This is a genomic window from Synechococcus sp. A15-44 (assembly GCF_014280115.1).
Lineage (GTDB): Bacteria > Cyanobacteriota > Cyanobacteriia > PCC-6307 > Cyanobiaceae > Parasynechococcus.
On sequence record NZ_CP047938.1, the window covers coordinates 945,824 to 970,696 of the forward strand.

The 24,873-nt window shown below is 58.7% G+C and carries 44 protein-coding genes; 16 read left to right on the forward strand and 28 right to left on the reverse strand.

Going from position 1 to position 24,873, the window contains the following annotated elements; all coding sequences use genetic code 11:
- Positions 1-2 precede the first annotated feature (2 nt).
- Complete coding sequence (locus SynA1544_RS05205) at positions 3-359, forward strand: DUF2605 family protein (RefSeq protein ID WP_186515074.1); 357 nt, start codon at positions 3-5, stop codon at positions 357-359.
- On the opposite strand, the gene SynA1544_RS05210 is transcribed toward SynA1544_RS05205, so the two are convergent.
- The 5 genes from SynA1544_RS05210 to SynA1544_RS05230 all read right to left on the reverse strand — a co-directional run bounded on the left by SynA1544_RS05210 (position 344) and on the right by SynA1544_RS05230 (position 4,224).
- Positions 344-1,018: a glycoside hydrolase family 104 protein gene (locus tag SynA1544_RS05210; protein ID WP_186515075.1), complete on the reverse strand. Its 675-nt coding sequence runs from the start codon at positions 1,016-1,018 to the stop codon at positions 344-346. The genes SynA1544_RS05205 and SynA1544_RS05210 overlap by 16 nt on opposite strands.
- A 234-nt stretch (positions 1,019-1,252) precedes the next feature.
- Positions 1,253-2,266 (reverse strand): tryptophan--tRNA ligase, encoded by a 1,014-nt coding sequence (trpS, locus tag SynA1544_RS05215; protein ID WP_186515076.1) that lies wholly within the window; start codon positions 2,264-2,266, stop codon positions 1,253-1,255.
- Between the two features lie 3 nt (positions 2,267-2,269).
- Positions 2,270-2,785 carry a hypothetical protein gene (locus SynA1544_RS05220; protein ID WP_186515077.1) on the reverse strand — a complete coding sequence of 172 codons (516 nt, stop codon included), beginning with the start codon at positions 2,783-2,785 and terminating at the stop codon, positions 2,270-2,272.
- A 16-nt stretch (positions 2,786-2,801) separates the two neighbouring features.
- Positions 2,802-3,329 (reverse strand): hypothetical protein, encoded by a 528-nt coding sequence (locus SynA1544_RS05225; RefSeq protein ID WP_186515078.1) that lies wholly within the window; start codon positions 3,327-3,329, stop codon positions 2,802-2,804.
- Entirely contained in the window at positions 3,322-4,224 is a 903-nt protein-coding gene (locus SynA1544_RS05230; protein WP_186515466.1) for a cation diffusion facilitator family transporter, read from the reverse strand. Before SynA1544_RS05230 ends, SynA1544_RS05225 begins: the two co-directional genes overlap by 8 nt.
- Positions 4,225-4,360: 136 nt before the next feature.
- Between SynA1544_RS05230 and SynA1544_RS05235 the strand changes: the two genes are divergently transcribed.
- The 5 genes from SynA1544_RS05235 (at position 4,361) to SynA1544_RS05255 (ending at position 7,877) form a co-directional block, all read left to right on the forward strand.
- Positions 4,361-5,677 carry a YcjF family protein gene (locus tag SynA1544_RS05235; protein ID WP_186515079.1) on the forward strand — a complete coding sequence of 439 codons (1,317 nt, stop codon included), beginning with the start codon at positions 4,361-4,363 and terminating at the stop codon, positions 5,675-5,677.
- Between the two features lie 141 nt (positions 5,678-5,818).
- Positions 5,819-6,895, forward strand: coding sequence for a photosystem II q(b) protein (gene psbA / locus SynA1544_RS05240; RefSeq protein ID WP_006850794.1), 1,077 nt, complete (start codon positions 5,819-5,821; stop codon positions 6,893-6,895).
- A 108-nt stretch (positions 6,896-7,003) separates the two neighbouring features.
- Entirely contained in the window at positions 7,004-7,222 is a 219-nt protein-coding gene (locus tag SynA1544_RS05245; protein ID WP_186515080.1) for a hypothetical protein, read from the forward strand.
- 122 nt (positions 7,223-7,344) lie between these two features.
- Entirely contained in the window at positions 7,345-7,542 is a 198-nt protein-coding gene (locus tag SynA1544_RS05250) for a hypothetical protein (protein WP_006851951.1), read from the forward strand.
- 182 nt (positions 7,543-7,724) lie between these two features.
- Positions 7,725-7,877: a hypothetical protein gene (locus SynA1544_RS05255; RefSeq protein ID WP_186515081.1), complete on the forward strand. Its 153-nt coding sequence runs from the start codon at positions 7,725-7,727 to the stop codon at positions 7,875-7,877.
- An 8-nt stretch (positions 7,878-7,885) separates the two neighbouring features.
- Here the strand turns inward: SynA1544_RS05255 and SynA1544_RS05260 are convergent, their stop codons facing one another.
- The 6 genes from SynA1544_RS05260 to SynA1544_RS05280 are packed head-to-tail and all read right to left on the reverse strand — an operon-like array spanning position 7,886 to position 10,464.
- Positions 7,886-8,068: a hypothetical protein gene (locus SynA1544_RS05260; protein WP_186515082.1), complete on the reverse strand. Its 183-nt coding sequence runs from the start codon at positions 8,066-8,068 to the stop codon at positions 7,886-7,888.
- A 57-nt stretch (positions 8,069-8,125) separates the two neighbouring features.
- Positions 8,126-8,644 (reverse strand): ATP-binding protein, encoded by a 519-nt coding sequence (locus tag SynA1544_RS05265; protein WP_255477731.1) that lies wholly within the window; start codon positions 8,642-8,644, stop codon positions 8,126-8,128.
- A 22-nt stretch (positions 8,645-8,666) separates the two neighbouring features.
- Positions 8,667-9,101: a nuclear transport factor 2 family protein gene (locus tag SynA1544_RS05270; RefSeq protein WP_186515084.1), complete on the reverse strand. Its 435-nt coding sequence runs from the start codon at positions 9,099-9,101 to the stop codon at positions 8,667-8,669.
- Between the two features lie 11 nt (positions 9,102-9,112).
- Positions 9,113-10,012, reverse strand: coding sequence for a DUF481 domain-containing protein (locus SynA1544_RS05275; protein WP_186515085.1), 900 nt, complete (start codon positions 10,010-10,012; stop codon positions 9,113-9,115).
- Between the two features lie 4 nt (positions 10,013-10,016).
- Positions 10,017-10,142 (reverse strand): hypothetical protein, encoded by a 126-nt coding sequence (locus SynA1544_RS14650; RefSeq protein WP_006850359.1) that lies wholly within the window; start codon positions 10,140-10,142, stop codon positions 10,017-10,019.
- 52 nt (positions 10,143-10,194) lie between these two features.
- Complete coding sequence (locus tag SynA1544_RS05280) at positions 10,195-10,464, reverse strand: hypothetical protein (RefSeq protein ID WP_041434610.1); 270 nt, start codon at positions 10,462-10,464, stop codon at positions 10,195-10,197.
- A 97-nt stretch (positions 10,465-10,561) separates the two neighbouring features.
- On the opposite strand from SynA1544_RS05280, the gene SynA1544_RS05285 reads away from it, so the two are divergent.
- Complete coding sequence (locus SynA1544_RS05285; RefSeq protein ID WP_115008869.1) at positions 10,562-10,792, forward strand: hypothetical protein; 231 nt, start codon at positions 10,562-10,564, stop codon at positions 10,790-10,792.
- On the opposite strand, the gene SynA1544_RS05290 is transcribed toward SynA1544_RS05285, so the two are convergent.
- Both SynA1544_RS05290 and SynA1544_RS05295 read right to left on the reverse strand, forming a co-directional pair.
- Positions 10,769-11,518, reverse strand: a complete 750-nt coding sequence (locus tag SynA1544_RS05290) for a sulfite exporter TauE/SafE family protein (protein WP_186515467.1) — start codon at positions 11,516-11,518, stop codon at positions 10,769-10,771. The two genes, SynA1544_RS05285 and SynA1544_RS05290, sit on opposite strands and share 24 nt — an antisense overlap.
- Before the next feature lie 17 nt (positions 11,519-11,535).
- Positions 11,536-12,033: a hypothetical protein gene (locus SynA1544_RS05295; RefSeq protein ID WP_186515086.1), complete on the reverse strand. Its 498-nt coding sequence runs from the start codon at positions 12,031-12,033 to the stop codon at positions 11,536-11,538.
- A gap of 77 nt (positions 12,034-12,110) precedes the next feature.
- On the opposite strand from SynA1544_RS05295, the gene SynA1544_RS05300 reads away from it, so the two are divergent.
- A complete protein-coding gene (locus tag SynA1544_RS05300) occupies positions 12,111-12,281 on the forward strand; it encodes a hypothetical protein (protein ID WP_255477732.1) in 171 nt (56 codons plus the stop codon).
- Positions 12,282-12,428: 147 nt separating this feature from the next.
- Here SynA1544_RS05300 and SynA1544_RS05305 read toward each other — a convergent pair whose 3' ends face one another.
- Positions 12,429-12,587 carry a hypothetical protein gene (locus SynA1544_RS05305; RefSeq protein WP_170951537.1) on the reverse strand — a complete coding sequence of 53 codons (159 nt, stop codon included), beginning with the start codon at positions 12,585-12,587 and terminating at the stop codon, positions 12,429-12,431.
- Between the two features lie 187 nt (positions 12,588-12,774).
- Between SynA1544_RS05305 and SynA1544_RS05310 the strand changes: the two genes are divergently transcribed.
- The 3 genes from SynA1544_RS05310 to SynA1544_RS05320 all read left to right on the forward strand — a co-directional run bounded on the left by SynA1544_RS05310 (position 12,775) and on the right by SynA1544_RS05320 (position 13,852).
- Positions 12,775-12,993 carry a CP12 domain-containing protein gene (locus tag SynA1544_RS05310; protein WP_006852050.1) on the forward strand — a complete coding sequence of 73 codons (219 nt, stop codon included), beginning with the start codon at positions 12,775-12,777 and terminating at the stop codon, positions 12,991-12,993.
- A 91-nt stretch (positions 12,994-13,084) separates the two neighbouring features.
- A complete protein-coding gene (locus SynA1544_RS05315; RefSeq protein WP_250397550.1) occupies positions 13,085-13,588 on the forward strand; it encodes a DoxX family protein in 504 nt (167 codons plus the stop codon).
- A gap of 108 nt (positions 13,589-13,696) precedes the next feature.
- Positions 13,697-13,852 carry a hypothetical protein gene (locus SynA1544_RS05320; RefSeq protein WP_006850963.1) on the forward strand — a complete coding sequence of 52 codons (156 nt, stop codon included), beginning with the start codon at positions 13,697-13,699 and terminating at the stop codon, positions 13,850-13,852.
- 481 nt (positions 13,853-14,333) lie between these two features.
- Here the strand turns inward: SynA1544_RS05320 and SynA1544_RS05325 are convergent, their stop codons facing one another.
- The 3 genes from SynA1544_RS05325 to rpsU form a co-directional block, all read right to left on the reverse strand.
- Positions 14,334-14,990: a hypothetical protein gene (locus tag SynA1544_RS05325; protein WP_186515088.1), complete on the reverse strand. Its 657-nt coding sequence runs from the start codon at positions 14,988-14,990 to the stop codon at positions 14,334-14,336.
- A gap of 3 nt (positions 14,991-14,993) precedes the next feature.
- A complete protein-coding gene (locus SynA1544_RS05330; protein WP_114988968.1) occupies positions 14,994-15,233 on the reverse strand; it encodes a hypothetical protein in 240 nt (79 codons plus the stop codon).
- Positions 15,234-15,388: 155 nt separating this feature from the next.
- A complete protein-coding gene (rpsU, locus tag SynA1544_RS05335) occupies positions 15,389-15,565 on the reverse strand; it encodes a 30S ribosomal protein S21 (RefSeq protein WP_009790002.1) in 177 nt (58 codons plus the stop codon).
- Positions 15,566-15,736: 171 nt separating this feature from the next.
- Between rpsU and SynA1544_RS05340 the strand changes: the two genes are divergently transcribed.
- The gene (locus tag SynA1544_RS05340) at positions 15,737-15,892 is read left to right on the forward strand and encodes a hypothetical protein (protein ID WP_186515089.1); all 156 of its coding nucleotides are present in this window, start codon (positions 15,737-15,739) and stop codon (positions 15,890-15,892) included.
- Positions 15,893-15,904: 12 nt separating this feature from the next.
- Here the strand turns inward: SynA1544_RS05340 and SynA1544_RS05345 are convergent, their stop codons facing one another.
- The 3 genes from SynA1544_RS05345 to SynA1544_RS05355 all read right to left on the reverse strand — a co-directional run bounded on the left by SynA1544_RS05345 (position 15,905) and on the right by SynA1544_RS05355 (position 18,414).
- Positions 15,905-16,222: a hypothetical protein gene (locus tag SynA1544_RS05345; RefSeq protein WP_186515090.1), complete on the reverse strand. Its 318-nt coding sequence runs from the start codon at positions 16,220-16,222 to the stop codon at positions 15,905-15,907.
- A 314-nt stretch (positions 16,223-16,536) separates the two neighbouring features.
- Complete coding sequence (locus SynA1544_RS05350) at positions 16,537-17,034, reverse strand: early protein (E6) (protein WP_186515091.1); 498 nt, start codon at positions 17,032-17,034, stop codon at positions 16,537-16,539.
- A 3-nt stretch (positions 17,035-17,037) separates the two neighbouring features.
- A complete protein-coding gene (locus tag SynA1544_RS05355) occupies positions 17,038-18,414 on the reverse strand; it encodes a DUF2130 domain-containing protein (RefSeq protein ID WP_186515092.1) in 1,377 nt (458 codons plus the stop codon).
- 87 nt (positions 18,415-18,501) lie between these two features.
- Here SynA1544_RS05355 and SynA1544_RS05360 point away from each other — a divergent pair, with 87 nt between their 5' ends.
- Positions 18,502-18,642, forward strand: coding sequence for a hypothetical protein (locus tag SynA1544_RS05360; RefSeq protein ID WP_186515093.1), 141 nt, complete (start codon positions 18,502-18,504; stop codon positions 18,640-18,642).
- 7 nt (positions 18,643-18,649) lie between these two features.
- Here the strand turns inward: SynA1544_RS05360 and SynA1544_RS05365 are convergent, their stop codons facing one another.
- Positions 18,650-19,051, reverse strand: coding sequence for a DUF1499 domain-containing protein (locus tag SynA1544_RS05365; protein ID WP_186515094.1), 402 nt, complete (start codon positions 19,049-19,051; stop codon positions 18,650-18,652).
- Positions 19,048-19,203 carry a hypothetical protein gene (locus SynA1544_RS05370; RefSeq protein ID WP_186515622.1) on the reverse strand — a complete coding sequence of 52 codons (156 nt, stop codon included), beginning with the start codon at positions 19,201-19,203 and terminating at the stop codon, positions 19,048-19,050. Before SynA1544_RS05370 ends, SynA1544_RS05365 begins: the two co-directional genes overlap by 4 nt.
- Before the next feature lie 45 nt (positions 19,204-19,248).
- Between SynA1544_RS05370 and SynA1544_RS05375 the strand changes: the two genes are divergently transcribed.
- The gene (locus SynA1544_RS05375; RefSeq protein WP_186515095.1) at positions 19,249-19,425 is read left to right on the forward strand and encodes a hypothetical protein; all 177 of its coding nucleotides are present in this window, start codon (positions 19,249-19,251) and stop codon (positions 19,423-19,425) included.
- 3 nt (positions 19,426-19,428) lie between these two features.
- Here SynA1544_RS05375 and SynA1544_RS05380 read toward each other — a convergent pair whose 3' ends face one another.
- The 5 genes from SynA1544_RS05380 to SynA1544_RS05395 all read right to left on the reverse strand — a co-directional run bounded on the left by SynA1544_RS05380 (position 19,429) and on the right by SynA1544_RS05395 (position 22,287).
- Positions 19,429-19,587, reverse strand: coding sequence for a hypothetical protein (locus tag SynA1544_RS05380; protein WP_170950585.1), 159 nt, complete (start codon positions 19,585-19,587; stop codon positions 19,429-19,431).
- Positions 19,588-19,622: 35 nt separating this feature from the next.
- Positions 19,623-19,946 carry a hypothetical protein gene (locus SynA1544_RS05385; RefSeq protein WP_186515623.1) on the reverse strand — a complete coding sequence of 108 codons (324 nt, stop codon included), beginning with the start codon at positions 19,944-19,946 and terminating at the stop codon, positions 19,623-19,625.
- A gap of 346 nt (positions 19,947-20,292) precedes the next feature.
- Complete coding sequence (locus tag SynA1544_RS14655) at positions 20,293-20,415, reverse strand: hypothetical protein (protein WP_255441949.1); 123 nt, start codon at positions 20,413-20,415, stop codon at positions 20,293-20,295.
- A 56-nt stretch (positions 20,416-20,471) separates the two neighbouring features.
- Entirely contained in the window at positions 20,472-21,932 is a 1,461-nt protein-coding gene (locus SynA1544_RS05390) for a glycosyl hydrolase family 57 (RefSeq protein WP_186515096.1), read from the reverse strand.
- Between the two features lie 16 nt (positions 21,933-21,948).
- A complete protein-coding gene (locus tag SynA1544_RS05395; RefSeq protein ID WP_186515097.1) occupies positions 21,949-22,287 on the reverse strand; it encodes a hypothetical protein in 339 nt (112 codons plus the stop codon).
- Positions 22,288-22,445: 158 nt separating this feature from the next.
- Here SynA1544_RS05395 and SynA1544_RS05400 point away from each other — a divergent pair, with 158 nt between their 5' ends.
- Positions 22,446-22,784 carry a phenylpyruvate tautomerase MIF-related protein gene (locus SynA1544_RS05400; RefSeq protein ID WP_186515098.1) on the forward strand — a complete coding sequence of 113 codons (339 nt, stop codon included), beginning with the start codon at positions 22,446-22,448 and terminating at the stop codon, positions 22,782-22,784.
- Positions 22,785-23,009: 225 nt separating this feature from the next.
- On the forward strand, positions 23,010-23,864 hold the full coding sequence (locus tag SynA1544_RS05410) for a sugar phosphate isomerase/epimerase (protein WP_255477733.1): 855 nt from the start codon (positions 23,010-23,012) through the stop codon (positions 23,862-23,864).
- On the opposite strand, the gene SynA1544_RS05415 is transcribed toward SynA1544_RS05410, so the two are convergent.
- The gene (locus tag SynA1544_RS05415) at positions 23,786-24,856 is read right to left on the reverse strand and encodes an aromatic ring-hydroxylating dioxygenase subunit alpha (RefSeq protein ID WP_186515100.1); all 1,071 of its coding nucleotides are present in this window, start codon (positions 24,854-24,856) and stop codon (positions 23,786-23,788) included. The genes SynA1544_RS05410 and SynA1544_RS05415 overlap by 79 nt on opposite strands.
- Between the last annotated feature and the right edge of the window lie 17 nt (positions 24,857-24,873).

Below are 24,873 nucleotides of genomic sequence, written 5' to 3' on the forward strand. Positions count from 1 at the left end.
CTATGGGCGAGACCCGAGGACATCAGGTGGGTGAGTCAACCAATCAGGAAGCTGGCGCACTGTTGGATGAGTTGCTGGCATCCCTGCTCGATGACTTCGAGCATTGGTTTCAGCGCGGTGAGGAGCTTCTGCAGGCCTGTCCGGAGGAGGTGATGCCGTTGCGGGAGCGCCAACGCATGCAGGAGCGGCTGCAGGAGGGCAAGAAGGCCATTGCTGCAACACGCTCTCTTGTGGCTGCATCAACGCAGCCCATAGCGGTCTCGATGGAGGTGATGAACCCGTGGCACGGATTGGTCACGGAGGTGTGGGCTCTGGCCGCGAGGTTGGGGTCGAACCGTTCGCCTCAGGCCCCGAGCTGATTGCGCAGCTGGCGCAGGTTGCTGCTGTAGAAGCTCGCCAGGTCCTGAGGGCTCTTCACCGGTTGACCGTAGGCGGAGCGTCCGGTCCAGGTGGGGAAGGATGCCCATTCGGGCGCCAGCTTCGCCATGGCGTTTCTGGTCAGCCCTTTCCGGTCGATTTCCTTGAGAGCACCGCGACGCTCAACAAGGTGCAGAGCGGCTTGGTCCTGGTGCCTGGGCTCGAAGCTGGACAGCTTGAGCTCCTTCGCCACGCCCTTCCAGGTCTTGGGCAGGAATTGATAGGCCCCCGCTGCGGCGCTGGTGTAGCGCTTCACGATCACTCGTTCGGGATGACGTGAGAGGTCCTGAAACTGCCCGCCGCCATACGTGATCCGGTAGCCCTTGTCTTCGCCGTCTTTCCAGGTGCCCTCGGCGTAGCGAATGGTGTTGAGCAGGGCGCGTCGCTCGGGTGTCAGCTCGTAACGACCACCCTCTTTGCCGGAGGACAGGGTGGCGCGGCTGCTGGTGGCGCTTTGCTCTGCCTGTTCTGCGGGCGCCTCTGCGTTCTTCAGCGGCTGTTGGGCTCCTGCGGACAGCACCAATCCTGCGGTCAGGGCTGCACCGACGACAGGCCGGCTCCAACGTTTGGCTGGGCTGAACGCAGAAAAAAGGCGATGCACGCAGAACAATCAGGTGGACGATCACAGTGCTGGCCCACGAGGTCTGGACGCGAGATCGGCGCCTGAGGGGTTGACGCGTTGTCTGTGCTGTGTATATGCAGCTGAGAGAAGGCTGAGAGTCTTGCGAGACTCGCTTCTGTGGCTGACGTTGTCTCCCTCAGGCCTCAGGGGCCATGGCTTGAGCCCATGGCCGTCGCATTGATCAGAGCAGCTAATGCTTCTCTTTGTTTCTGATCAGGCTGGCCGGGCGAAGCCCAAGGCATCCCGAACCCGTTCAAGCGTGGCGTTGGCCACCGTTTCGGCCTTCTCACGGCCTGTTCTCAGCACCTGATCGAGCTCTGTGGGGTCTTGCATCAGCTCCCGGTAGCGGGCCTGGATGGGTTCCAGCGCGCTCACGGTGGCTTCGGCCAGCAGCGGCTTGAACTGTCCCCAACCCATCTCGGCGCATTCAGTGGCGGCCTGCTCCCGCCCCTTGCCGCTCAGGATTGCGTAGAGCCCAAGCAGGTTGTCGGTTTCCGGTCGATCGGGGTTGCCGAATTCGAGGCCACGCTCTGGATCGGTCTTGGCGCGTTTGATCTTTTTGGTGATCAGCTCCGGAGGGTCCAGAAGCGTGATGCGACTCCCCTCGTTGGGATCGCTCTTGCTCATCTTGCTGCAAGCATCCGTCAGGCTCATCACCCGTGCCCCCTCCTTGAGGATCAGCGGTTTGGGCACTTTGAGCACCGGCGTGTCCTTGCTGCCGAAACGAGCATTGATGCGCTGCTGGGCAATGTCGCGCGCCAGCTCCAGGTGCTGCTTCTGGTCCTCACCGACGGGCACCAGGTCAGCGTCGTAGACAAGAATGTCGGCGGCCATCAACACCGGATAGTCCAGCAGGCCCACGGAGACGTTGTCCCCCTGCTTCACCGCTTTCTCCTTGAACTGAATCATCCGCTCCAGCCAGTTGAGCGGCGTGACGCAATTCAGCAACCAGCACAGTTCGCTGTGGGCTGCCACCTGGCTCTGCACAAACACCGAACAGCGTTTGGGGTCCATGCCACAGGCCAGGTAGAGCGCTGCTGTGGAACGGGTGTCCTCAGCCAGGCGGCTGGGGTCATGGGGAACGGTGATGGCATGGAGATCCACAACACAAACAAAGGTGTCGTGGGTCTCCTGAAGATCAACCCAATTGCGGATGGCACCCAGCCAATTGCCGAGGTGCAGTGCTCCGGTCGGTTGCACCCCGGAAAGAACCCTTGGCCGGCTCATCAATCAGGCCTCGGTTGCTGTGGTGTTGGTGTCGTCGCTGGCGGTTGCCTCTGACTCCACCACCGGCTCCACCACTGGTTCGGACTCCGGCTCGGCAACCGGTTCCGCTGCAGCCTCCGGCTGAGGTTTGGCTGGCCGGGCAAAGGGATTCGGACGGGACCCGCGGCCACCACGCTCATCGTCAGAGCGGCGGCCACGACCACCACCATCACGACCACCACCATCACGCCGGCCACCTCGGGCAGGCTGATTTTTCTGCTGTTCGATCAGAGCGTCGAGTTGGCCGTCCTCCAGCATTTGGCCAAGGCTGCGGACCGCGAAACCCAGCACAGCCACGGTCGAGCGGAGATTGAAGGCCTCCTGCAGGGCCCGGGCTGAGCGCATTTCGTTGTCACTCAGACGAATCCGGAAGCCTCCGCCCTCACGGCCGCCACCACGGTTGCCACGACTGCGCTGACCATCTCGGCCGCCGTCTCCCTGTCCCGCCTGTTGTTGGGGATCGCTGTAGGAATCACTCATGGCCCATGGCCTGGAATCAGGCGCAAGTGTGACGCATCACCGGGGTGGTTTCGGTGATCCAGAGCAGCTGGTGGCATTCAACGCTGTTCTCGCGAGCCAGCACGAGCATCGGAACCGCCGTGACCCCCCGCTCAATCCGTTCGCGATAGCTGCTCACCAGTTGTCGGTATCGCTCCGCTGTCCAGCCGTGGATGGCTGTGTCACGACTGTTCCAGTAGTCCTGCAGCGCCCTCTGGCAGTCCTCGATGCCGAAGTCATGCCAGCAGTTCTGTTGGGCCAACAGTGGATCCATCCCCTGCTGCAGCAACCGCCGGTAATGCATCAATTCCGGGGCTTCATCGCGCCCATCCGGAGGGAGCCAACGATGCAGCTCGGTTAGGGGAGTTCGAGACAGCCGCAACCAGCAGCGTTCCCGCAGCAACACAGGAAGTTGCCACGACCAGCCGTCGGCACGGCGAACTTCATCGAGCACCTCAATCAGTCCTCGCTGCTGACGCTCGGTCAGCCCAGTGAGCGCATGGGTTGTGGTGTCGACCTCAGCCATGGGCGCCGGTGTAGGTGATCCCGTCCTCCACGTAGTCCTTGGGTTCCAGATGAATGGTGCACCGCACCGGCCCGAAGCTTTCGTCCAAGCGCTCTTCCACCTGTTCGGTGATCCGGTGCGCCTTGGTGAGGTCGTCTGCATCGACAACCATATGCATTTCGATGAACACCTGCTGGCCCAGAACGCCCCGGCTGGCGATGTCGTGGCAGTTCATCACCCCTGCGGTGGCCATGGCTTCGGCATAGATGGCTTCAGGCGCAACCGCCATGTGGTCCACCAGCCAGGGCAAGGTGCCGCGCAGCACCTGCCAGCAAACACGGATCAGAAGCAGTGCCATGGGGATGGCCAGTGCAACGTCGAGCCAGTTCACCTGCAGCCACACCGCCCCGGCCATGCCCACCAGCACCACCACGGTGGTCCAAACGTCGCTCGCCGCATGTTGAGCATCCGCTTTGAGCAGGTTGCTGTTCAGTCGCCGACCTTCCCGCAGCTCATATCCCGCCAGCAGGAGGTTGAACCCCAGCACCAGCGTGAGCAGCACCAGCTCCTGGCTGGTCACCCGGATCGGTGGCAGGCCCTCGAGCAGCCTTTCCCCCGAACGCAGCAGGATCTCAAGGGCTGTGAACAGGATGAAACCAGCGATGCCCAGGGCTCCCACCGCCTCGTATTTGCGGTGGCCGTAGGGGTGATCCCTGTCGGGGCGCGGATCGGACAGTTTGTTGGTGACCAGTCCCGTGAGGCTTGACAACGCATCGGTGGCGCTGTGCATGCCATCGGCGATCACCGCCAGGGAACCACTCATGGCCCCCACCAGAAGCTTCAGCAGCGACATGCTGATGTTCAGGCCCAGGGCCACCATCAGAACCCTGCGCACCCCCTGGCGGTTGTCGACCATCGCGATGGGATGACTGTGCGTCACGGCTGACTCCGGCCTGTTCCCAACTTATGGAGAACTCGTGTTTCTGGCCTGAAGTTCTGGTGTCAGGTGGTGGGTTGAGCTAAGAAGGGCCACTGCTACAGCAGCCGTTCTGTTGAAACTCCCGGCTTCATGGCCAGAACTGGTGGTGCCACCGTCGTCGCTGCTGCGGCCGTTGGCTCTGGCTGGAGCTGGTCTGCTTGCTGGACAGTGGCTGATCAGTGATGTGATGCATGTTCCCGGCGGGGGGCTGGGTCTGCTGGCCGCTGGTGGCGTTGTGATCTGGCTTGGCCGCAAGCCAAGTCAGCCGCGGTTTGCGGCGCCGGTCTCTCTGGATGGATGGATCGCTCGGTGCCAGGAGGTGCTCGATCAATTCGCACGTTTTGAGCAGCAACCCTCTGCCGATCTGGCCCGTCGCGCTGAACTGAAACGGGTGCTGGACCGCTGCGGTCCGGTGCGCATGGCGATGGTCGCCTTGGGGGGCTCTCAGGGACCGAATGAGGCAGACCTCAGCAGCTCTCTTGCTGGCCCGGCGCCGATGACGCTTTCGCTCTGCCATCCCCTGACCACCGACGACGGCAGCCGTTCCTGGCCCGGCGGCCTGCTGGATCAGGATCTGATCCTGTTCAGCCTGCAGGCGCCACTCCTGGCCTCGGATCTGCTCTGGCTGCAGCAGGTGCCGGATGATCAGCCGGCCTGGCTGCTTGTGTCGACCGACGCGAAGGACGCATCCACCGATGCCGTCGCGGCTGTTCGGGACGACCTTCCCGAGCGCTGGCGTGAGCGGATCCTGTTTCAGGAGTCTTCGATGCAGCTGCGCACTGCGCTGGCACCGTTGCGCCGTTCGCTGAAACAGGCTGCAGTCGAGACGCGGCCGCGGCTGTTGGCGGAACTGCACCGGCGTTGGCAGCGTGACCTTGAATCGCTGCGGCGTGAACGCTTTCTGCAGATCCAGCAGCGCACCCAGTGGGTGGTGGCTGGGTCGGTGATGGCCTCCCCCATCGCCAGCCTGGATCTCCTCGCCGTCGCCGTGGCGAACGGTTTGATGATCAAGGAGATGGGTGAGATCTGGGGGGCGTCACTGCAGCCCGATGTGCTGAGGGAGGCAGCGGCCCAGCTGGCTCGGGTGGCCCTCGCCCAGGGCGTGGTGGAGTGGACCGGTCAGACCTTGCTGGGGCTGGCCAAGCTCGATGGGGGGAGCTGGCTGATCGCTGGTTCGATGCAGGCGCTCAGCGCCGCTTACCTCACCCGTGTGGTGGGCCGTTCCATGGCGGATTGGCTGGCGATCAATGCCGGTGTGGATGAGCTTGATCTTGTGGCGCTGAAGCAGCAGGCACCGTTGCTGGTGGCTCGGGCTGCAGAGGAGGAACGGGTGAACTGGAACGGCTTCGTTCAGCAATCCCGCGAATGGTTGCTTCATGCAACTTCATGAACACTTAGTAAAGCGCTTAATGAAGTTTTTTTGAGAGCTGATTCTGATTGTTGAGTTGTCATGTAACAGAACGTTCCGTCCATACACTTGATCCACCTGTCCCTTTTTTTTGGGAGAGGTTCATCCGTCTTCTTTTCTTCCATGTCCACCGCAATTCGCAGCGGACGCCAGAGCAATTGGGAAGCCTTTTGTCAGTGGGTGACCGACACCAACAACCGCATCTATGTGGGTTGGTTCGGCGTGCTGATGATTCCCTGCCTCCTGGCGGCCACCATCTGCTTCACCATTGCCTTTATCGCCGCTCCTCCGGTTGATATCGATGGCATCCGTGAGCCCGTCGCTGGCTCCCTGATCTACGGCAACAACATCATCTCCGGTGCTGTTATTCCGTCTTCCAACGCCATCGGCCTGCACTTCTACCCCATCTGGGAAGCTGCTTCCCTCGATGAGTGGCTGTACAACGGCGGCCCTTATCAGCTGGTTTGCTTCCACTTCCTCATCGGCATTTCTGCCTACATGGGTCGCCAGTGGGAACTCTCCTACCGCCTGGGCATGCGCCCCTGGATCTGCGTCGCCTACAGCGCTCCGCTGTCTGCAGCGATGGCTGTTTTCCTGGTCTACCCCTTCGGTCAGGGTTCCTTCTCTGATGGCATGCCCCTGGGCATCTCCGGCACCTTCAACTTCATGTTGGTGTTCCAGGCCGAGCACAACATCCTGATGCACCCCTTCCACATGCTGGGCGTCGCAGGTGTTTTCGGCGGCAGCCTGTTCTCCGCCATGCACGGTTCCCTGGTGACCTCCTCCCTGGTGCGTGAAACCACCGAGGCCGAGTCCCAGAACTACGGCTACAAGTTCGGTCAAGAGGAAGAGACCTACAACATCGTGGCTGCCCACGGTTACTTCGGTCGCCTGATCTTCCAATACGCCTCCTTCAACAACAGCCGTAGCCTTCACTTCTTCCTGGGCGCCTGGCCTGTTGTCGGCATCTGGTTCACGTCCATGGGCATCAGCACCATGGCCTTCAACCTGAACGGCTTCAACTTCAACCAGTCCATCCTGGATAGTCAGGGCCGCGTCCTGAACACCTGGGCTGATGTGCTGAACCGCGCCAACCTCGGCATGGAAGTGCAGCACGAGCGCAACGCTCACAACTTCCCCCTCGACCTGGCTGCTGCTGAGTCCACTCCTGTGGCTCTGCAGGCTCCTGCCATCGGTTGATCTGGAATCAACCTGTTCCATTCGGAACAGCCAAAACGATTCAGATCAACTGAATCGGAAAGCCCCCTTCTCGGAGGGGGTTTTTTGTTGCTGTGTTGGCTGTGAAGGTTGGGCGGCGAATCAGGCTCCTTCAGGACTCCAGCCGATCTCCTTCTCCAGCCGTTGCATCCATTGGTGGCAGCGGTGCGTGAGGTGTGCTCCTTGGGGGATGCGCTGTTGGTGGTGCGCGCAGGCCGGCTGGGTGACTCCTGCCTCGGCAAGGGTGTGCTGAAAGTGCTGGCAGGTGAGGCACACCATGAGGCACCGGCTGGGTCGGAGCTGCCCTGATCCCATCGGAGGCCAGGCGCTTGGCGGGGGTGCGTTGACGAGGCCCATGGCTGTCTGGTTGGTAACTATGTACTACTCGTTCCCTTGTGGGTTGTCAACGTGGTGTTGGGGAGAATGGAGCCATGAGTGAGCCTCGCCCAACCCTCCAGTTCGATCTGGATCTTGAAGCTGTTCGCCTGCTCCATCGCTCGGTGAGCTTTCACCTTGAGAAATGGCCCGGGGGGCCAGATCCCCGAGAGCAGGAGGCCCTGCAGTCGATGAAGACCTTGCTCACGGCAGCGTTGCTTGAGTTCAGCCTCGATCAGGACGGTCAGCGCTGAAACGTGCGCCCATCACTCCTGAGCGGTGCAGCAGCGACAGCGATGCGTTGGCAGGTCTACAACGCATTGAGTCGGTTCAGGCCTGCCTGGACTGCATCCCCACCTGTTGCATCGACGATGGGAAAGAGCAAGGGCTGCAGAAGCCTGTGTCTCCTGCGTTGTTCTCCTAAGCCGTTGTCCCCGTGGGTTGGTTGATCGCCGTTGCCATCGTCGTGCTGCTGTCCTGGCTGGGATGGCGTTGGAATCAGCTGGAGTGTGCTGAAAGCCGCTACGTCAGCGGCCGCTTGGTGAAGCGGATGCGTCGTCACTCGCGGCGACGCAAACACCATCACTAGGCCTTCAATCAGGCGATGGGCATGCGACAACCCAGCTGAATCGTGCCTTCGTCGATCAACCGGCCCAGCCGTTGAGCGGCAGCCTCCTCAGTTCGTGTGAATTGATCTTGGCGGGCGGTCACCCACGCCATCTCACCGTTGGTGATCACGCCGGTGGACATGGCTTCGAGAAAGAGTTCGCCGAGCGTCATGACACGGATGTGGTTGGAATCACGTTGATGGGACTCCACCGGGGCTGCATGACCTGCTCACCTTTCTTCATGGCGAGGACCAAGGATGGTCTGGAGGGCCCGGTTGATCTGATTGTTGAGCTGGGGGCCGGCGGGATTGAGGCGGATCAAGCTTGTGAATCCTTCGCTGAGGTCGGGCCTGTTGGGAGGTTGGCTCAGCGTCATGTGCATCGCACGAATCACGGCCTCTGGAACGCACCGTTGGCGGCAGCGGTTCCAGACCAGACACTGATCCAATGGTGTCTGCAACCACCAGCCGGTCCATGGCAGGTGCTGGCCCCCCATGCTTCGCTGCATCAACCCTTGGCGCCAGTTGAGTTGCGCATGGGTTGCATCCACCAGCACGTTGTCGCCATCGGCGATGGCGCGGTCGATGGCGCCATGCAGATGGGGCTCCAATTCAGACCAAGGGCCCTGCACATTTGCATCACCCCACAGCTGTTCCCTCAGCACGTCATTGGCGATCACCCGTGCAGGGAGCAGCGGAGCGAGGATCGCCGCAAGGGTGGACTTGCCGCTGCCTGGGGGACCGATCAACAGATGGCCTTGGGGCCGTGGTTCAGGCAACGAAGCGTTTGTAGAGCCAGCGCACCAGTCCACCAATCACGGGCACTGGAGCAAACGTGGGGCCGACGAAATCGAAATAATCGCGGTGGTCCCCGATCTTTCCATCTGGATTGAAGCGGAGCCGGGTCGCCCCGGGGTAGATGAACTCAATCCCTTTGATCTTGAGGCCCATGCGCCATTCAACAAAGGCTGTTTCACCGTTCACCACCACCGATTCCGTTTCCAGGAACACGTCATCACAGCGCTGCATCAGACCGTCCTGGGCAAGGATGTAGGCGTCAATGCCCTGCCGTTCCTGGGTTGGATCGGTGAAATGCACGTCACTGGCATAGACGGCTTTCCACTGCGCAGCTGTGGGGCCTGGCGTGCCGTAGGGCTTGGTGAACAGGGCACGGATCTGTTCTGCGTCCAGCGGAGGGTGAAGCATGGGTGTTGTCATCAGAAGTCGGCGCCCACCTGAGCGGTGATGGTGTTGTTCAACTCGGGTGTGTTCATGCTTTGGTAGATCGATTGCACCCGCAACGTTGTGAACAACTTGCTGGTCTCTGCGGGGTAGTAGCGCACCTCAGCGGTCAGGGTGTTGGCAGGTTGAATCTCATTCGCCCAGACCGTTGTGAACTGGCTTTGCAGTCCGAACTGGAGTGTGGGCCAAGGTTTCCAGCTGAGATCTGCCGTCAGCGTCGCGCCGCCATAGCTGTTGCCGCAAAACGAGTCGCTGGCGCAGCTGATGCCACCGCCGCTCCACTGGAGCGACGGACCGATGGAGATGGTGAGTTCAGTGGTTTCTGACTTCAACAGCGGGAATGCCACACCGATGTTCCCCAGAACGGTGTTCACCCCGGAATCATTGGTGCCGTTGTATTGGTAACTGCTCAGAGCAAACAGATCGAAGTTGGAACCGATCGGTTTGTCGTAGCGGAGTTCCGCGGATCCTTTCTCCGTATCGATCGAGAGTGGCTCGCCTGAATCCTTCGATTTGCTTGCGTTGAAGCTGCCGCTCAACGACAGCTTCTGTTGTTCGTCCTTGTAGCGGGTTTTGCCGGTGAAGCTGACCGACAGGGAGTTGTCGCCATCCTTCTCATTGCCGATCACACCGGCCGAGACCGAGCTGGTCCATGGGGGCTTGGTCTCGGCTGGTTTGAGTTGGTCTGCGGTGAGTTCCAGCCGTCCCAGCTGGGGGTGGTTCAGCACCGTGGTCCCGTTCTCTGGATTCCGCTCGATCAACTCCCCTTGCAGGCTGTCGCCGTTGCGCAGGGTCAAGTTGATGGTCTCGGCCCAGCTCACGCTGGGAACCAGGCCGAGGCCGAGAAGTCCAGCCGTGGCGAGGAATCGATGCATGGCGTCAGTTGAAAAACCCCTTGGACTGAAGCCAGAGGCCGATGGCGACCAGGGGCCCGAAGCCGGCGATCAACACCGTGATCTTGAGGCGCAGCGGTGACACCTGGGGTTTGGTCTCTCGAAGAGCCATGGCAAGGCACAAAGGCAAGTGAACCTAAACGCTGTACGGCGTTGGTGCCTGTTCAGAGCTCGTACTCCTCTTCAAACTGCTGAATCAGACCCTTGTAGAGCGCCAGCAGGCCCTCGGTTTCTTCGCAGAAACCGTCTGTTGTGTACTTCGCGATCAGATTCACCACGGCGCTGCGGATCTGCGTGAAGGCGCCGAGGTACTCACCCTGGATGTCTTCATCGCGGATGTCGTTGATCAGCGCTCCCACCAGCTCAATCTTGCGCTTGGCAGCGGCCATCTCCGCTTCCATCTCTTTGTTGAGCTTGCGGCGTTTCTTCGGCATCCCCTCAACCGGTTCAGTCAGCGACATTACGGGAGCCGCAGGCCTTCCTCGTTCGAGCGGCTTCCCTTACCGTCGGGTTCGCTCAACCCATGGCCTTGTGAATCGGACCTTCCGCGGTGTTGCCTACGTGTCCGTCTGGGTGGTGATCTGGGGAACGGTGGCGTCCTTGATGGACTGGATGCTGCTGACGGGTGAGGTTTACGAAACGGCCAGCTCTGGTCAGGCGGTGACGTTCATCGCCTACGGGGCCGCAACAGTGGTGTTGGCCACGCGGTTTTCGGGGCGTTTCCTTGCAGATGCCGATTCAGAGGCTGCGGATCAGGAGTGATCCGCCCATCAGCAGCGCCAAGATCTCGAACGCTTGTTTGACCAGGCGGCTTCCTTTCACCAGGGAATAGTGGGCTCCCAGGAAGCTTCCGATCAGTGAACCCAGCACCAGCGGTGGAAGCCAGTCCCAACGGATTTCGCCGATCAAACCCAGCACCAGCGCCCCGGTGCCATTCCACCCCAAGCCCACCAGCACCAGGGTGTGAGCAACGGCTCTGGCATAGCTCAGCCCGAACCAGCGCACCAGCCAGAGGGTGACGAATAATCCCGTTCCTGAGGTGAGTGAGCCGTTGAGGATGCCGATGATGAACAGCCCGCAGCTGCCAAGTCCGACGGTGCGGGCTGTCAGCGGTCGGGGCTGGTCTGTCGTTCCCAGATCAGGTTTCCGGGCCGAGTACAACCCCAGCCCCAGGGTCAGCAGCCCAAGGCTGGCGGTGGCCACTTGATCCGGCAGCGCAAGAACCATGCTGGCCCCCACGTACACCCCTGGAAGACCGGCGGCCAACACCAGCGCGGAGCGTTTGAGATCAAGGCTGCTGGCACGCCAATGACGCCCACTCGCTCCCAGCCCCAGCGCAACACTGGCCACCTTGTGGGTGGCCAATGCCATGGAGAAAGGAAGACCCAGAAGGATGAGGGCGGGCAGTTGCACCAGTCCTGCTCCCCCTCCCGCCAGAGCCGAGAGGGCATTGGCGCCAATGGCGATGCCCAGCAGGGCGATTTGCATCAGCAGTTCGGACACACTCAATCTCGTGTCAGGAAGGCGATGGGAACTGAAAAGGTGACGATGCGGTGGGGATCCCCCGGGAGAATGGCGACGCAGGCCACTTCACGATCAGCGTGAGCCTCGCGGGACTGCACCACAAAGGCTGTGGCGTCTTCGATGCTCCACATCGGGGCATCACCACAACGGCGTTCATCCCTGTAGGCCTGCCAGACCTCGCAGAACGCCTCCCCATCCTCACCATGTTTCATTTCCGTCAGCGCCTGTTCCAGGCCCACGTGTTCGAACCGTTCGAACAGGCGCACCATCAACGGGTGGGCAATGGTGGATGAGGCCTTCAGGGTTGAGTTGATCGTGCCGATGGCACTCACCATCAGCTTTGGTTTGGAGCGTCGTGCATCGATCACTCCCACAGGCAGATTGAGATCCCAGCTTGGGTGTCCGCTGACGGCACAGGCCAGATCGAACAGCCCCAAGCTGCATTGCTTGATCAGGCTCTGAATGGTCTCTCGATCCATAGCTCAGTTCCGCGTGGCCCGATTCACCGTTTGCGTTCCAGTGTTGCCAGGATGGCCGCCGGTTGATGACGATGTGGATGTCCCTGGTTCAGATCTACCTTGATGCAGTCACTCACCAGGTGATCACCAGTGAAGAGCTTGCCTATGTGGCCGACCATCAGGAGCAATTTGATCGAACCGAACAGAAACTCACTGCACGGCTTGAACAGTTGATTGGCGCAGGGAATATCAGTGTTGGAACGCGTTGATTATCCGAACAAAAAGCGTTGAAGCCGTTTCAGGAATTGCCGCAGTGGCTTTTTGTCACGGCTAAAAATCTGCCGCTCATCTGACAGCATCGCGGGACTCACCCGATCTGCGCTTCTGATAGGCGGGAAAGGCTGTCCAGTCAACCTTCACGGCAGGGCAACCACCCCCGACCAACTCTGCAGAACGTCAGGTGCGCCTTGGGTTAGGGCGGCAACAGCAGTGGCTGAGCCAATTCCGATTCCCACCACAACGCCTACGGCAAAGACAAGCAGCCCAGTCAGAACGCTGCGTTCGGAAAATTGCATCCATTCAACATCAGCTAACCCGACTTTCCTGCGGCCATCGTCCTATGGCCACTGTGGTGTCACAGGACGTGATGGGGCCCGGAGCAGATCTGTTGTGTGGTTTCGGCCACAAAGGTAGATCTACCGACTGATCGATCGGGGTGGTCTTCGCTAACAACCGAATGTCAGCCAGATGACAGTTTCAGTCATGAAAACGATTGACGAGCACATTCAGAAGGACCAGGAGGAGTTCCTTAAGGCCCTGTCTGAGCACAACGAAGGCAAGGTGCGTCATCTCACGGAGGAGCTGCAGTGGCTGTTGGATCACAAGAAGGAATTCCCTGATGATCCCCATGACCCCTCACCCCTTGAGCTGTTCTGCGAGCAGAACCCCGATGAGCCCGAGTGCCTGGTCTACGACGACTGAGTAGAAGTACTCATTCCTTGCTCCGCCCTGGCGCGAAGCCGCATTACTACACGCAACTTATTTAAGTTGTGTGTAGTTGATGTGTTCTGTGGTGATTCGCGCCATTCTGACCCGCCCCATTGCCGGCGATCTCGGTCTGCTCCTGCTTCGGGTGTTCACCGGCGCGCTGCTGATTCACCACGGTTACGAAAAGCTCGCCAATATCGAGAATTTTGCAGATGCATTCGTTCGCCCTCTGCATCTGCCCTTCCCGATCCTTCTCTCCTACGTCGCAGCGTTCTCGGAGGTGATCGGCAGCTGGCTGTTGATCACTGGGTTGCTGACGCGGATGGGAGCCTTGGCGGTCGCAGGGACCATCTCCGTCGCCATCTATCACGCCATCGTCACAGCGGGCTTCAACATCTATCTGTTGGAGCTTCTTGGCCTTTATTTCGCGGCTGCCGTGGCCGTTCTCGCCTGTGGCCCAGGTGTCTTTTCCATTGACGAGCTCATCGCCCGCCGCCTTGAGCCCGACATGCAGTTTTCCGCTGCGGAAGACACGGATTTCGCCGCTGGCGAAGCCGCTGTTCTGGAAGAAGCCGTGGCCAGCCGCTGAACACCAGCGTGATCAGATCCAAAAGCCCCGCCATCGCGGGGCTTTTTTCATGGCTGGCGACGGTATGGGCGAAAGACGCGTCAGAATCATCGAAGTTGGATCAACGCGATGAAAGAGGTCAGCCTGCTCGAGATGATTGGCCGTTCTCTGGCAAAGGTTGCAGCAGGGGCTGGTGTTGCAGCAGTGCTGATTTGGCTCACCTACGTGATGCTTGATGTTGGTCATATGCAGTCGGGCTTCACCCTGCCCCAATCCAGTTACTGAACTCAGATGCAGTGGAATGATCTTGAATCTCCGGTTCTGATCATTGCTTCGCTGTTGATTGTTCTGCAGGTTTGTTGGATTGGAGCTGTGCTTCGGCGCAACCAACGCAGGCGCTTGGGGGAACCCCTCACTGCCACAGCATTTCAACGTGAACTCCAGCGGATTTTCTCAAGAGCGAACGGACTGTCCTGAGCCATGAAGCAACTTCCAGGTCAACAGAGTAGAAGCCTGCCGCGATGGCTGAAGACGGTCATGGCGGGTGGAATCACCGTAATTGCCACCATTTGGCTGGTGTCGTTGCTCCCCTTTCTGCTTCTCGCAGCCTTGGTGCTTTCAATCGCGCTCATTCCAATCACCCGTCGGCTGAGACGGGAGATGGAAGAGGCTGGATTCAGTGTTGATCAACCCAGGTCGAATGTTCAGCGCCCTGATCTCAACATCACGCCCTGGCACCGACAGATTCGCAATCTATGGAGAGGCTTCAGCTCTTGAACAGGTCGTTAGCCATTGAGCGATAACGACCAAGAGAACTGCCTGCACGACGAGACTTTATTGGCACACTTTGTCCCGGCAACAGGTTCAACGGAGCGAAATTCACCAAGGTCAGCTCTGGGCGCTGCTGCTGTTCGGCTGCCAGCAATTCGGCAATGGCTTCTGCTGTGGTTTGTGCGGGAGCTGCGCTCTCCGAAACAGCTTCGGTGGTCTCCAACGGCTCGGTCTTGAGAGATGTTTTGGCCTTGGAGGTGCCGAGGGGCCACAGAAAAACCAGACTCAGCAAAAGAGCAACGGCGGCCGTGAGGGTGCCGGTGAGTCCAAAGGCCAAACCCTGAAAATTCCACAGCAACCCGGAACCTGCCATGCCGAAGGTGCCCAGGATTGCCAGCATCAGGCCGAGGAAGGATGCCTGTGGTGCCTTGAATTTGAGCTGCTGGCTTGCTTCAGGGACTTCAACGGGTGAGAGTCGTGGTTCAGGCCGAAGCAGAACAAAGCTGATTCCCAGCAGAACCAATGCCGTAACCGTGCTGCCAAGCCCCAGAGTGCGGCCCTGAAAATTCCAAAGCAAACCACCGCCGGCAAGACCTGAAACTCCGAGGGTTGCCAATGCAAGTCCGCTTAAGAAAGGAAGACGATTGCGCATGGCTCAGTTGCTCCGGTTTTGCATGGCGGCGTAAGCAACGGCTCCGCCAGTGATCACAGTGAGGAGGCCTGTGGTGAGTAAGAAGCTCACCAACATGGCGAATCCAAGAACAGATCCCAGGAGGGACATCTTGATTCGCAGCAATTTCGACTTCATCAACAACACCAACAGCAAGACCACGGTGGTCTTCAAGCCAGCGATTTTTGCCGCACTGATCGGGCAAAAAGGATTGATCAACACCATTGGCTGGTCTTGGTCTTCTTAAGCATTTGTGAAGTCTGGCGAAAACCAGAGCGCACCGTGAAAAGAGAACCGTGAAGAGCGCGACGGATGGGCACAAAAAAACGGGCCCGAGGGCCCGTTTGCAGCTGACGTGTCGTGTGACGTGTCGTGCGAGCTCAGCGACGACGGTTGCGTGAACGCTGCTTCAGCTTGCGCTTGTATTTCTCAACGGGGGTCTCGTGGTGACGGATCCGACGCAGATCAGAAAAGATGCCGGCTTTGGCGACGGAGCGCTTGAAGCGACGCAACGCGGATTCAATACCTTCGTTTTCGCCGACTGTGACCTGACTCATCCGTTCCCCGAAAGAGAGCAATAAACAACAACTTTACCAGCCGCCCTCTACCCCATCCCCCACAACCTGCCCGGGGTGGGATGGGTGTCTTGCATGACGCTTGTTGAAGAGATCGTGGCGCATCCCGGCTTCTGCTTTGGGATGGGTCCATCACTCCGGTAGGCCCCTGTCTTGACCCTCACGCACTGCCCCCTGTGCATTGGTCTGGCTGTTCTTTCGGCCGTTCGATTCATGGCCCACTGCGTGATGGCCGTTCAGCTCGAACGCAGCACGGCAGGGCAGTCAACCCATCCCGCCATGCTTCTGGGCACTCTGTTTGAGCTCTGATGCAGTTCCGACTCAGGGATCCCTGGGATCAACCAGCTGCAGATAAGCCGTGTCGGCGTTCTGCAGGGCTTCATCATCGTGATGAGCGTCAACGCTGTAGATGAGGTGAAGCAGGCGGCCGCGGTCCATCCCACGGTCGGCCACATCTTTCCAGAGGCGTGAGCTGAGCTCCGCATCACGCCATTTGAGCTGGGCATCGACCAGCGCTCGCGTCCTCGCGATGTAGCTCTGCCGGTCGTTGCGCAGCCGGTCTTCGGAGAAGCTGTGTTGAGTTGCCGGCTTGAGCAGATTGCGAATCGTCTGTGAGGCCGCCTTCAGCACCTTTGGCATCGTCGTTGTCCGACTCAGTTCAGTCTGATTCGGTCGTCTGGGCTGACAACGGAGTGAAATGCCTATGCTTGGAGCACAAATGAGTATTTGAACTCACTCCAGCGGGACGGTAGTGCTGATGACTTTTTGTGAAGTCAAACCCGTTAGGTTCAATCGGTTGTTTCTTAAGCCCGTGGAGATACTTGTGATAGCGGCCGTATTTGTGCCCTTTTCTGCCCTCGTGATGAACGCATTTTCCGGTGATTCGGAAGATGATTTTGATTTCCTTTGAATGGAAGCCAAGCTCCTGGCGATGTTGGCCTTTGGTGCCGCAGTTATGACCCTCTGGGCTTGGTTGATGGCGAATCTGACGCGGATGGGGTCTGACCGGAGCAAGCCTGACAACCGCCGTTGATGCGGTACGGCGCTAGATGTCCACGAAGACAGGTTGTGCCACGGAAAAAAAGTTTCTGTCCCAGTTCGCGCGCGTGGGCATCAGTGAGCGGTAGAGAAAGCCAGCGTTCCGGCACCTGCCCCCGTAGCTGTGATCTGGCTTCGAGCGCTGCTTGGCGACGTTGTTTTTCTTCGCGATCGTTTTTGCGATACACCCCTTGAATCTGTAACTCGCGGGCACAGGTTTCACAGGCATTCACGGTGGGCTTGCGGCGGGCCGTGTTCAGAGACAACTTGTCGCTGGGAACTTCCCGTTCAGCCCCGCAGCTGCAGCGGCACCACCAGAAGGCATTTCCTGCTTTGGTTCGCCGTTCGGATGCGCGCACCACGGTGAGCTTCCCGTAAACCTCGCCGATGCGGTTGCGTGGACTGGATGGCATCGCTCAGGCCGATTTCTGGTCAGGAGCGTTGTTCAAGTCAGCAAACTTGGCCGCCATCGTTGGATTGCGTCGGGTCAACTTTTTGACGGTTACATCCTGTGCCTTGTCATTGGCGAGCCGCAGGTTTCGATCGGCACCCATCAGTGCGTCCTTGGTTTTTTGGAGGTGATCGATCGACTTATCGATTTCATCGATTGCCGTTTGGAAACGTCTGGAGGCGAGGTCGTAGTTGCGTGAAAAGGCCGTTTTGAAGGTTTCCAGGTCGTTCTCGAAATTGGTGACATCGATGTTCTGGGCTTTTACAAGAGCCAGCTCAGCCTTGTATTCCAGGGACTTCATGGCTGCATTGCGGAGCAATGTGATGAATGGAATAAAGAATTGTGGGCGAATGATATAAGTTTTAGGGAAGCGATGAGACACATCAACGATGCCTGAATTGTAAAGCTCATTTTCAGGCTCCAGCAGGGAGACGAGTACCGCATATTCGCAATTTTTTTCGTTTCTATCTTTATTTAGCTCTTTGAGAAAGTCTTCGTTTTTCTTTTTGGTGGCCGTTGTATTAGCCTCATTTTTCATCTCAAACATGATCGAGATGATTTCGTTGTTGTGGTCGTCCTGGTCGCGGAAGATGTAGTCACCCTTGCTTCCACTGCGCGCGTCGTTGTCTTTTTCGAAATAGGCCTTGGGGAAAGCCGCTGCACGAATCCTGTTGAATTCGGTTTCGCAGTGTTGCTCGAGGGTTTCTCCCACCATTTTGGTGGAAAGCCGCGCCTTCATGTCGCGCAAGCGTTCAATGGCCTGATCCCGATCACTGAGCTGGGCTTCGTAGCGATCTTTCAGTGATTGAGATTCCAGTTGATGCTTCAGTTCCGCTTCCTTCAAGCCGCTTTGAAGTGCATCGCGTTGCTTCTCCACGGAACTGACCGCTTCATTCACGGCCAGCTGGCGCTGCATGGCTCCAGCCTGGAGCTTCGCCTGCAAATCCCTCACTTCACTGTCTTTTTGCAGCGTCATCGCCTGCATTTCTTTGGCGAATTTGGTTTCAGCCAGGCGTAGTTCTGTGGCCTGCTGCTCACGAATCTGCTGGAGCTCAGCGGCAATGCGATCACGCTGCTTCTCGGCTTTGTTCACGGCATCTTTAATCGCCAGTTCCTGATGGATTGCACTTTGCTTGAGTTGGGCCTCAAGCGTTTGCATTTCCCTGTCTTTTTTGGCAACGGCCAACTCGATGGCATTGCGTTTGTCCTGTTCGGCGAGGGCCAGTCGCTTGTTCAGTTGCTGTTCAAATTCACGATCCCTCACCTGTTTGAGGATGTCGGCATACCCGGCTTCATCCACCTTGAAGGCTGTGTTGCAGTGAGGGCAGATGATGTCGTGCATGTCTGACGATTTGTGTTGAACGTACGCGCTACGTGCTGGGATTTTATCGGGCTCTGGCTAACACGAGATCAGATCACGGTTCATGCCATGCCCGATTGGATCGATCCACGTTCGCTGCTCGACACGGTGATCATCTTGAGCATCGTGGCCTTGGCCGCCATCGGATTCGTGGCTGGCATCAAGGAAATGATCACCGATCTGAGCAAACTGCGTCGCGCCAAGGTTTAAGCGGCCTTCAGCTCTCCAGCCCCGACCGCAGCGCCGCCAATCGTGCGGCGTTCACACCAAGATCCGAGTCGCCGAGACGCGACTCGGACCGTGCCTGGATCCGGTTGTTGTCGCGATCAGCGAACAGCTCCAGGTCATCCACAAAGCCAAAGAAAGCGCTGCTGGCCTCGGCGTGGAGGTAGGTCTCGGTTTGATCAATCACAAACGTCCGCGGCGACTCCTGCACCAACCCACTCAGCTTGCTGAAGTCCGCCATCGGGTCGGAGCTCGCCCAGGTTTGGCTGGAACAGTGAGCTGTTGTCAGGCAGTCGCGCAACGCCCCGTTGCGCACGCCGAGATCCCCAGGGACGGGGCCAGAAAGATGGAAGAGCATCAACACGGGGGCCAGTAGGCCGGCAAGGAAGGTCACTGGTCTCTGCGGGAACGACCGCCCCAGTTCAGCATCCAAAGCCAGATGCCGAACAGGGTTCCAACTGGTAAGGCGATCACCACCAACTGGCTGATCACGAACTGGCGCACCTCAGGATCCACGGTTGCGCTGGTTAGGGGACATGCAGGCAAGACTCGCGTCCCGTTCGCCATCATGGAGCGCATTGCTGGGCAACGATGACGAATCCGGGTTGGATTTTGCTCGCATGGTTGGTGGTGGCGCTGGCGTCTGCCCTCAAGTTTTGGTCGATCACGCGCCCCTATCGCGACAAAACAGCCCTTTCCCGTGGGCAAACGGTTGACGAAGCACGCCAACGCTTGGAACGACGCTGGCGAAACGACAGCAAAGTGTGAGGTTTATTTCTCGGCGATCACCCAGGCCGTTGCAGCTCTCTGACGCACATAGAGGTCTGCGAGTTCCCGTGCCAGAGCTTTCAACTGGTCAAGATCGTCGGTTTCGTTGATGGACCGCTTGATCGCTTCAGCTTCGAACTGCTGAGGCAAGCTCAGGTTCATGACTTCCAAGCAGGTCAACCGACTGTAACGAAGCGTTATTTCTCGTGTGGGCTGGCTGCTGCCCGTGAGCGGGCAATCTCCTTCTGCCAAGCCAGAAGCAGATCTTTGCTGATCTCCTGAAGCTGTTTGACGTCAGTCATTGCATTGATATCGCGACTGCGCTGTTCAATATCGAATTGTTGGCCAAGTGTCAGAGCGATGGGCTCCATGGGTGACGTCGGCAGGATCAGCTCAAAGTATTGATTCGATCCTGCGTTGTCGTAACAACGGGTACGTTTTATCGCCGCTGTGTGCTGTTCCGTACTTGGTCTGGATGAAAGAATATTGACCCTCGTTCTTGCCATCGTGATATGAAGCAAGCGCCGGTCGCTAAATGTTGACATCGAAGCCGATGCCGTTCTGCTTTGCTTAGATTTTGTGGGTGATGCAGGTAGAGCTTTGGACGGTTCCGGACAAAATCTCGAGCGCCGTTATCACCTTGAGGTTTGGAGGGAAACGGTGTACTGGATGCAAACGCGATGTAGCGACTTGCAGGAGCTCGATCGTGAGCGCGATGCTGCTTCGATTTATATGGAATTTCGCCTAAAAGGTATCAGCTGACTCGAAATTAGTTTTTGGATTCAGCGACTGGCAGGGAAACAGCCACCAGAAGGGCAATTCCGATTTCCGTAGCGGCGATCAGCAGTTCTGTAACGATTCCCATGCTCAGTTGCGATTCTCGTCGATGGGTGGCATGTCACTGGGTCGCATCAGGGCAAACACCACAGCAGCCGTCAACACGATGCCGATGCCCACCATGGCGATGATTGCCGTTGTGTAATCGCCCATGCAGCGTGCTCGTATCGCTCTATGTTACACGAATGTAACGCTCTGTAAAGCGCTTCTCAGTTTCGGTTGGGCGTGACTGGGTTCTGGTTCAGCAAATTCTCTCCACGTCGATGGATCTCCCTGGCGTACTCGGTCCATGCCCCTTGCCCCCAGTACCGAAAGCAACTGGTTTCCAGCAGCAGCACATGCAGCAACGCTTCCTGATAAGCCCGGGTCCCGGTGGTGGTTGGGTCTGCGGCGACTGAGCGGTCGAACAGTGCATGAAACTGAGCACTGAGTTGATTCATGGGGCCCAGAACATTGGCGTAACCCTCAACCCAGCTCAGGTTGTTGGTCCAGGACGCGCCCTCCATGCTGAAGCTGTTGTCGTCAGCCCTCAGTTTGCTGATGGTTTTTTCCAGCCCTTCGGTTGAGGTGTTATCGCCAAGTTCAGTCCAAAGGCGGTGTTGTTGCACCGCCTGGATGGCGGGGAAGTGGTGAGGATCCACTCCGTTGCGCTCCAGAGCCTCCAGGTATTCACTGCCGTTGATGGCCGCGGTGCCTTTCGGGTTGTCACGGATGTGGCGATTGGCCTGCCGGAAAGCCTCCGGGAATTCATTCATCATCACCCCACCGTTTTCTCCATCGGCAATCTGGCTCACCAGTGCTGGCACCTCGACGTCGCCAAGACGTTGCCCTTCGCAACCCAATGCCTCGTAATAAGGCTGCATCTGCCCCACAAGTTTGGTGTCAGACCCCTGGGTTTTGATCAGTGCCGTGATGCTGATCTCCTCGCCTCGACTGTTCCTGGCCAGAAGTCGATTGGGAACGAAGCATTGGCTGCGCTCCAGTGGGCTGCCGTCCATGCACTCAACGCTGTGCTCCTGCACCAGGAGCCACTGATATCCCGCTTCTTTAAGGGCTTTGATGAATTCGAACAGGGTGTCGGGATGGTTGGGTAGCGCCATCTCCGGTGGAGAGAAGCCCTTGACTCGTTCCAGGGCAGCGCTGCCAAAACAGGCCTCGAACTGCTGTTGCCAGGCGCTGATCTGCAGTTTCAGGTCTGGGATGGGTGTGGATGGAGCCACGGCATGGCTCCAAAAGGTTCCAAGCCACTCGACGTGCCCCTGCATCAAAGGATCACAGGCGAGGTAATGGAGTGCATCGCCAATGTCGCGGCGCCCCATCTGCTCGATTCCCCAGAGCAGATTGCCCGAGTAATCGAGCATGATTCTTGGGCTGCAGCCCTCATTGATCAGTTCCGGCAGCAGGTCGGCAAGACGCCGATAGCAGTGGGCGAATGGCTCTGCGTTGTGGTTGTCACCCTCGTTGGGGTGATCGAGCATGTACTGAAGATGGGAGATCAAGCTGTTGTTCGCCCCCGCCGGCACCGTTGGTTGGTGCATGTGAAGAGCACAGGCAAATCCGGAACGCAGTTGTTCAAGATCGATCGCGCTGTTGGCCCACACATGACGCGGGGTCAGCATCACAGCGGCGATGTCCGCTTCTCGTCCGCTGATCGGGGGACAGCCTGTCATTGCACTCCGCTCGTGATCACCAGCCGGCACGCGGTGTTTGGCGCAGCATGCCTTCCCAATGATCGCGCCAGCTGCGCTGATCGCCAATGCCAGCCAGGAGTTCAACCTCAGCAGGGGCCTGATTCAGCCGATGCCTCCAGCGGGTGATGTCTTCGGCTTGATCAAGCCAGGTGCTCATCACGTCGTGACGAATCGCCTCCCCATCCCAGTGGTGCTGGTCGGCCATGTTTTGCGACCAGTGCATCAATTCATCCAGGCTCAGTGGTCTGAATCCCATGATTGTCAGACCTGTGATTTGCTCGAGTTCAAAGCGACGCAGAACGTCTCCAAGGCCAAAGAAGTGAAGAAGGATCATTGAGCTGATCACTTTTGCGTGAAATTTATGAGCCTTTCCTTGTTCAAATTGTTCAGGTTGATGGTCTTTGCTTTTGGAAATATTTCAATTGGATCAACATCCAGGGCTTGGCACTCATGGCTTGAGAGTGCCAAGCTTCTCCGAGCATTCTTGAGCCGATGCCTCTGATCAAAGTGCGCACGTCGCTTCCAGCACTGAAAGACGGATCGGCGTTGTTGCAGGAGCTTTCGTCTGAGTTGGCCAATCAGACGGGCAAACCGGAGGCCTATGTGATGACGCTTCTGGAGACAGGCGTGCCGATGACCTTCGCCGGCAGTCATGAGCCCTGTGCCTATGTCGAGGTGAAATCGATCGGAGCCCTGCGTCCGTCTGCGATGACAGCTGCGTTCTGTGAGCTGATTCAGGCGAGGACGGGAATCCCCGCCAACCGGGTGTACATCGGGTTTGAGGATGTGCAGGCCAGCTGCTGGGGATGGAACGGCAACACTTTTGGCTGATCCTCTCCCATACTGAGGCCGAGATCGCGCTCTGGTGGTGACAAGCTCTCCTCCCGGCACTCCGGGCAACCCACGTCAGACCACGTTGATCGCATCGTTGCGTGAAAGGTTTCGCTTGGCGGAACAGAACCGTGATGCCAAGGCGAAGCAGGCTCTCTTTCGCGAAGCGATCTATCTCGGCATTCAGCCGCAGGTGTTTACGGAAATCCATTGAGCAGCCAAGGGTTGCTGCTGTTCAAAACACTGTGGGGCTGGACTGCGTCCCTCGAACAGGCCTGCTCCTCTGCTGACGGCCAGCGCTTTGATGGCCTTGAGGTGAACCTCGATCACCCTTGTCTTAACGCTCTTCAGCCTGAAGCGATCCGAGGCTGCCTCGCCGATGCAAAACAGCATCTGATTGTTGAAATTGTTACCGGGGGGGATTACACCCCAGATCTCAACTGCTCTCCATCGCAGCATCTTGATCAAGTCCAGCGCGGCTTGGAGCGGGCCATGGCGCTGGCCCCGCTCAAGATCACTCTGATCACCGGCAGCGACAGCTGGGATGAAGTCGAGCAGCATCGCTTTCTCGACAGACTTCTGGACCAAATTGAAGCCTGTGCGATTCCGGTGACGCTCGAGACGCATCGCAGTCGTTCTCTCTTCGACCCATGGCGCATGCCCGCCTGGCTGGCTCGCCATCCACGGCTTCGGCTCACAGCGGATCTCAGTCACTGGTGTGCGGTATCGGAACGGTTAATGACACCTGAACTCCCCCCCATTCAGGCGATGGCCGCTCGGGTTGATCACATTCATGCCCGAATCGGCCATGCTCAGGGGCCCTCCGTCAGCCACCCTTTCGCACCGGAATGGGCTGAGGCTCTCGAGAGCCATCGTCGCTGTTGGCAGTTGTTTCTCGATCAGAGCGCGAGGCCCGAACGGCCGGTCACGATCACGCCTGAGTTTGGTCCCGACGGCTACATGCCGCTTCAGCCATTCACAGCTGCACCCCTTGCTGATGTTCAGCTGCTCAATGCGGAGATGGCCTTCTGGCTGCGTTCCTCAATGCTGATTCCTGCTGATCCCAATCGTTCTCGGTAGAGGCCCTGCCAATGCAGGATCCTCCGTTCCAGCCGATGCGGAGGCCCTGGCTCGAAATCGCCTTGATAGCCCTGTTGGACTGATTCAACCAAAGCCTTGTCTTCCTCCAGAAAGGTGAGCATGTCTCTCAGCCAGGCGTCGGCAGTGGCTGCATCAATGGCGCCGCTGCCTGCGAACAGGTGTAAATGCATCGTGCAGCGGTCGGGTCGTTCGGGCATGAATTCCAGCCATGCCAACCGCCCGTCTGGCCAGACCAGAAGATGGCTCCATGGCGGCAGCCCGAAGGTGAGGAATCGTCCACCGTCCGGGTGGGGTGTCTCGAGAAGGTTGTTGTGTTGGCTGAAGCGATAGCGGTAATCCCTCACCGGCCCTTGTTCGCGGTGCAGCGTTGTCGGATGGGCAATGGCGACGTGGTAGTCGTCAAGTGTGTTGTCGTGGGCAATCTTCCAATTGCAGGCCAGGCTGCTTCGGCTCTGTCGCAGCAGGGTGGATGCAGTGTTCCAGGCTGCTCCGGCTTCGCTATGAACCAGCTGCAGCTGCTCCTCCAGCGTTAGAGCCTGGTCGCTCAAAGCGATCCAGATCAGTGGGCCATCGATGCGGCAGGAAAGCTCTTGCAACCCCCATCCCTGCCGGTCAAAGTCCTGCCCAAAATCGGCTTCACGCGCCGCTGCCAGAAGCTCTCCGCGCAGGTTGTAGGTCCAGCCGTGGTAAGGACAAACCAGGCGTCGACAGGACTGCCCCGTTCCTCCGCTTTGCCCAAATGCAACACCGCGATGGGGACAGCGGTTGCGAAAAGCACGGGGATGCTCTCCCGTGGGCCAGGTGAGCAGAAGTGGCTGATCCAGCATGGTGATGGCCAGCACCTCTCCCGGTTGGAGATGGCTGATTGGTGCAACCGGATGCCAGTAGTGGTCGGCATAGGTGTGGATGTCCCATTGATGCATCGCGTCGCCGCGGTAGAGCGATGCAGGAAGGAACGTCTGATTCAACACGGCTTCACTTAAGACAG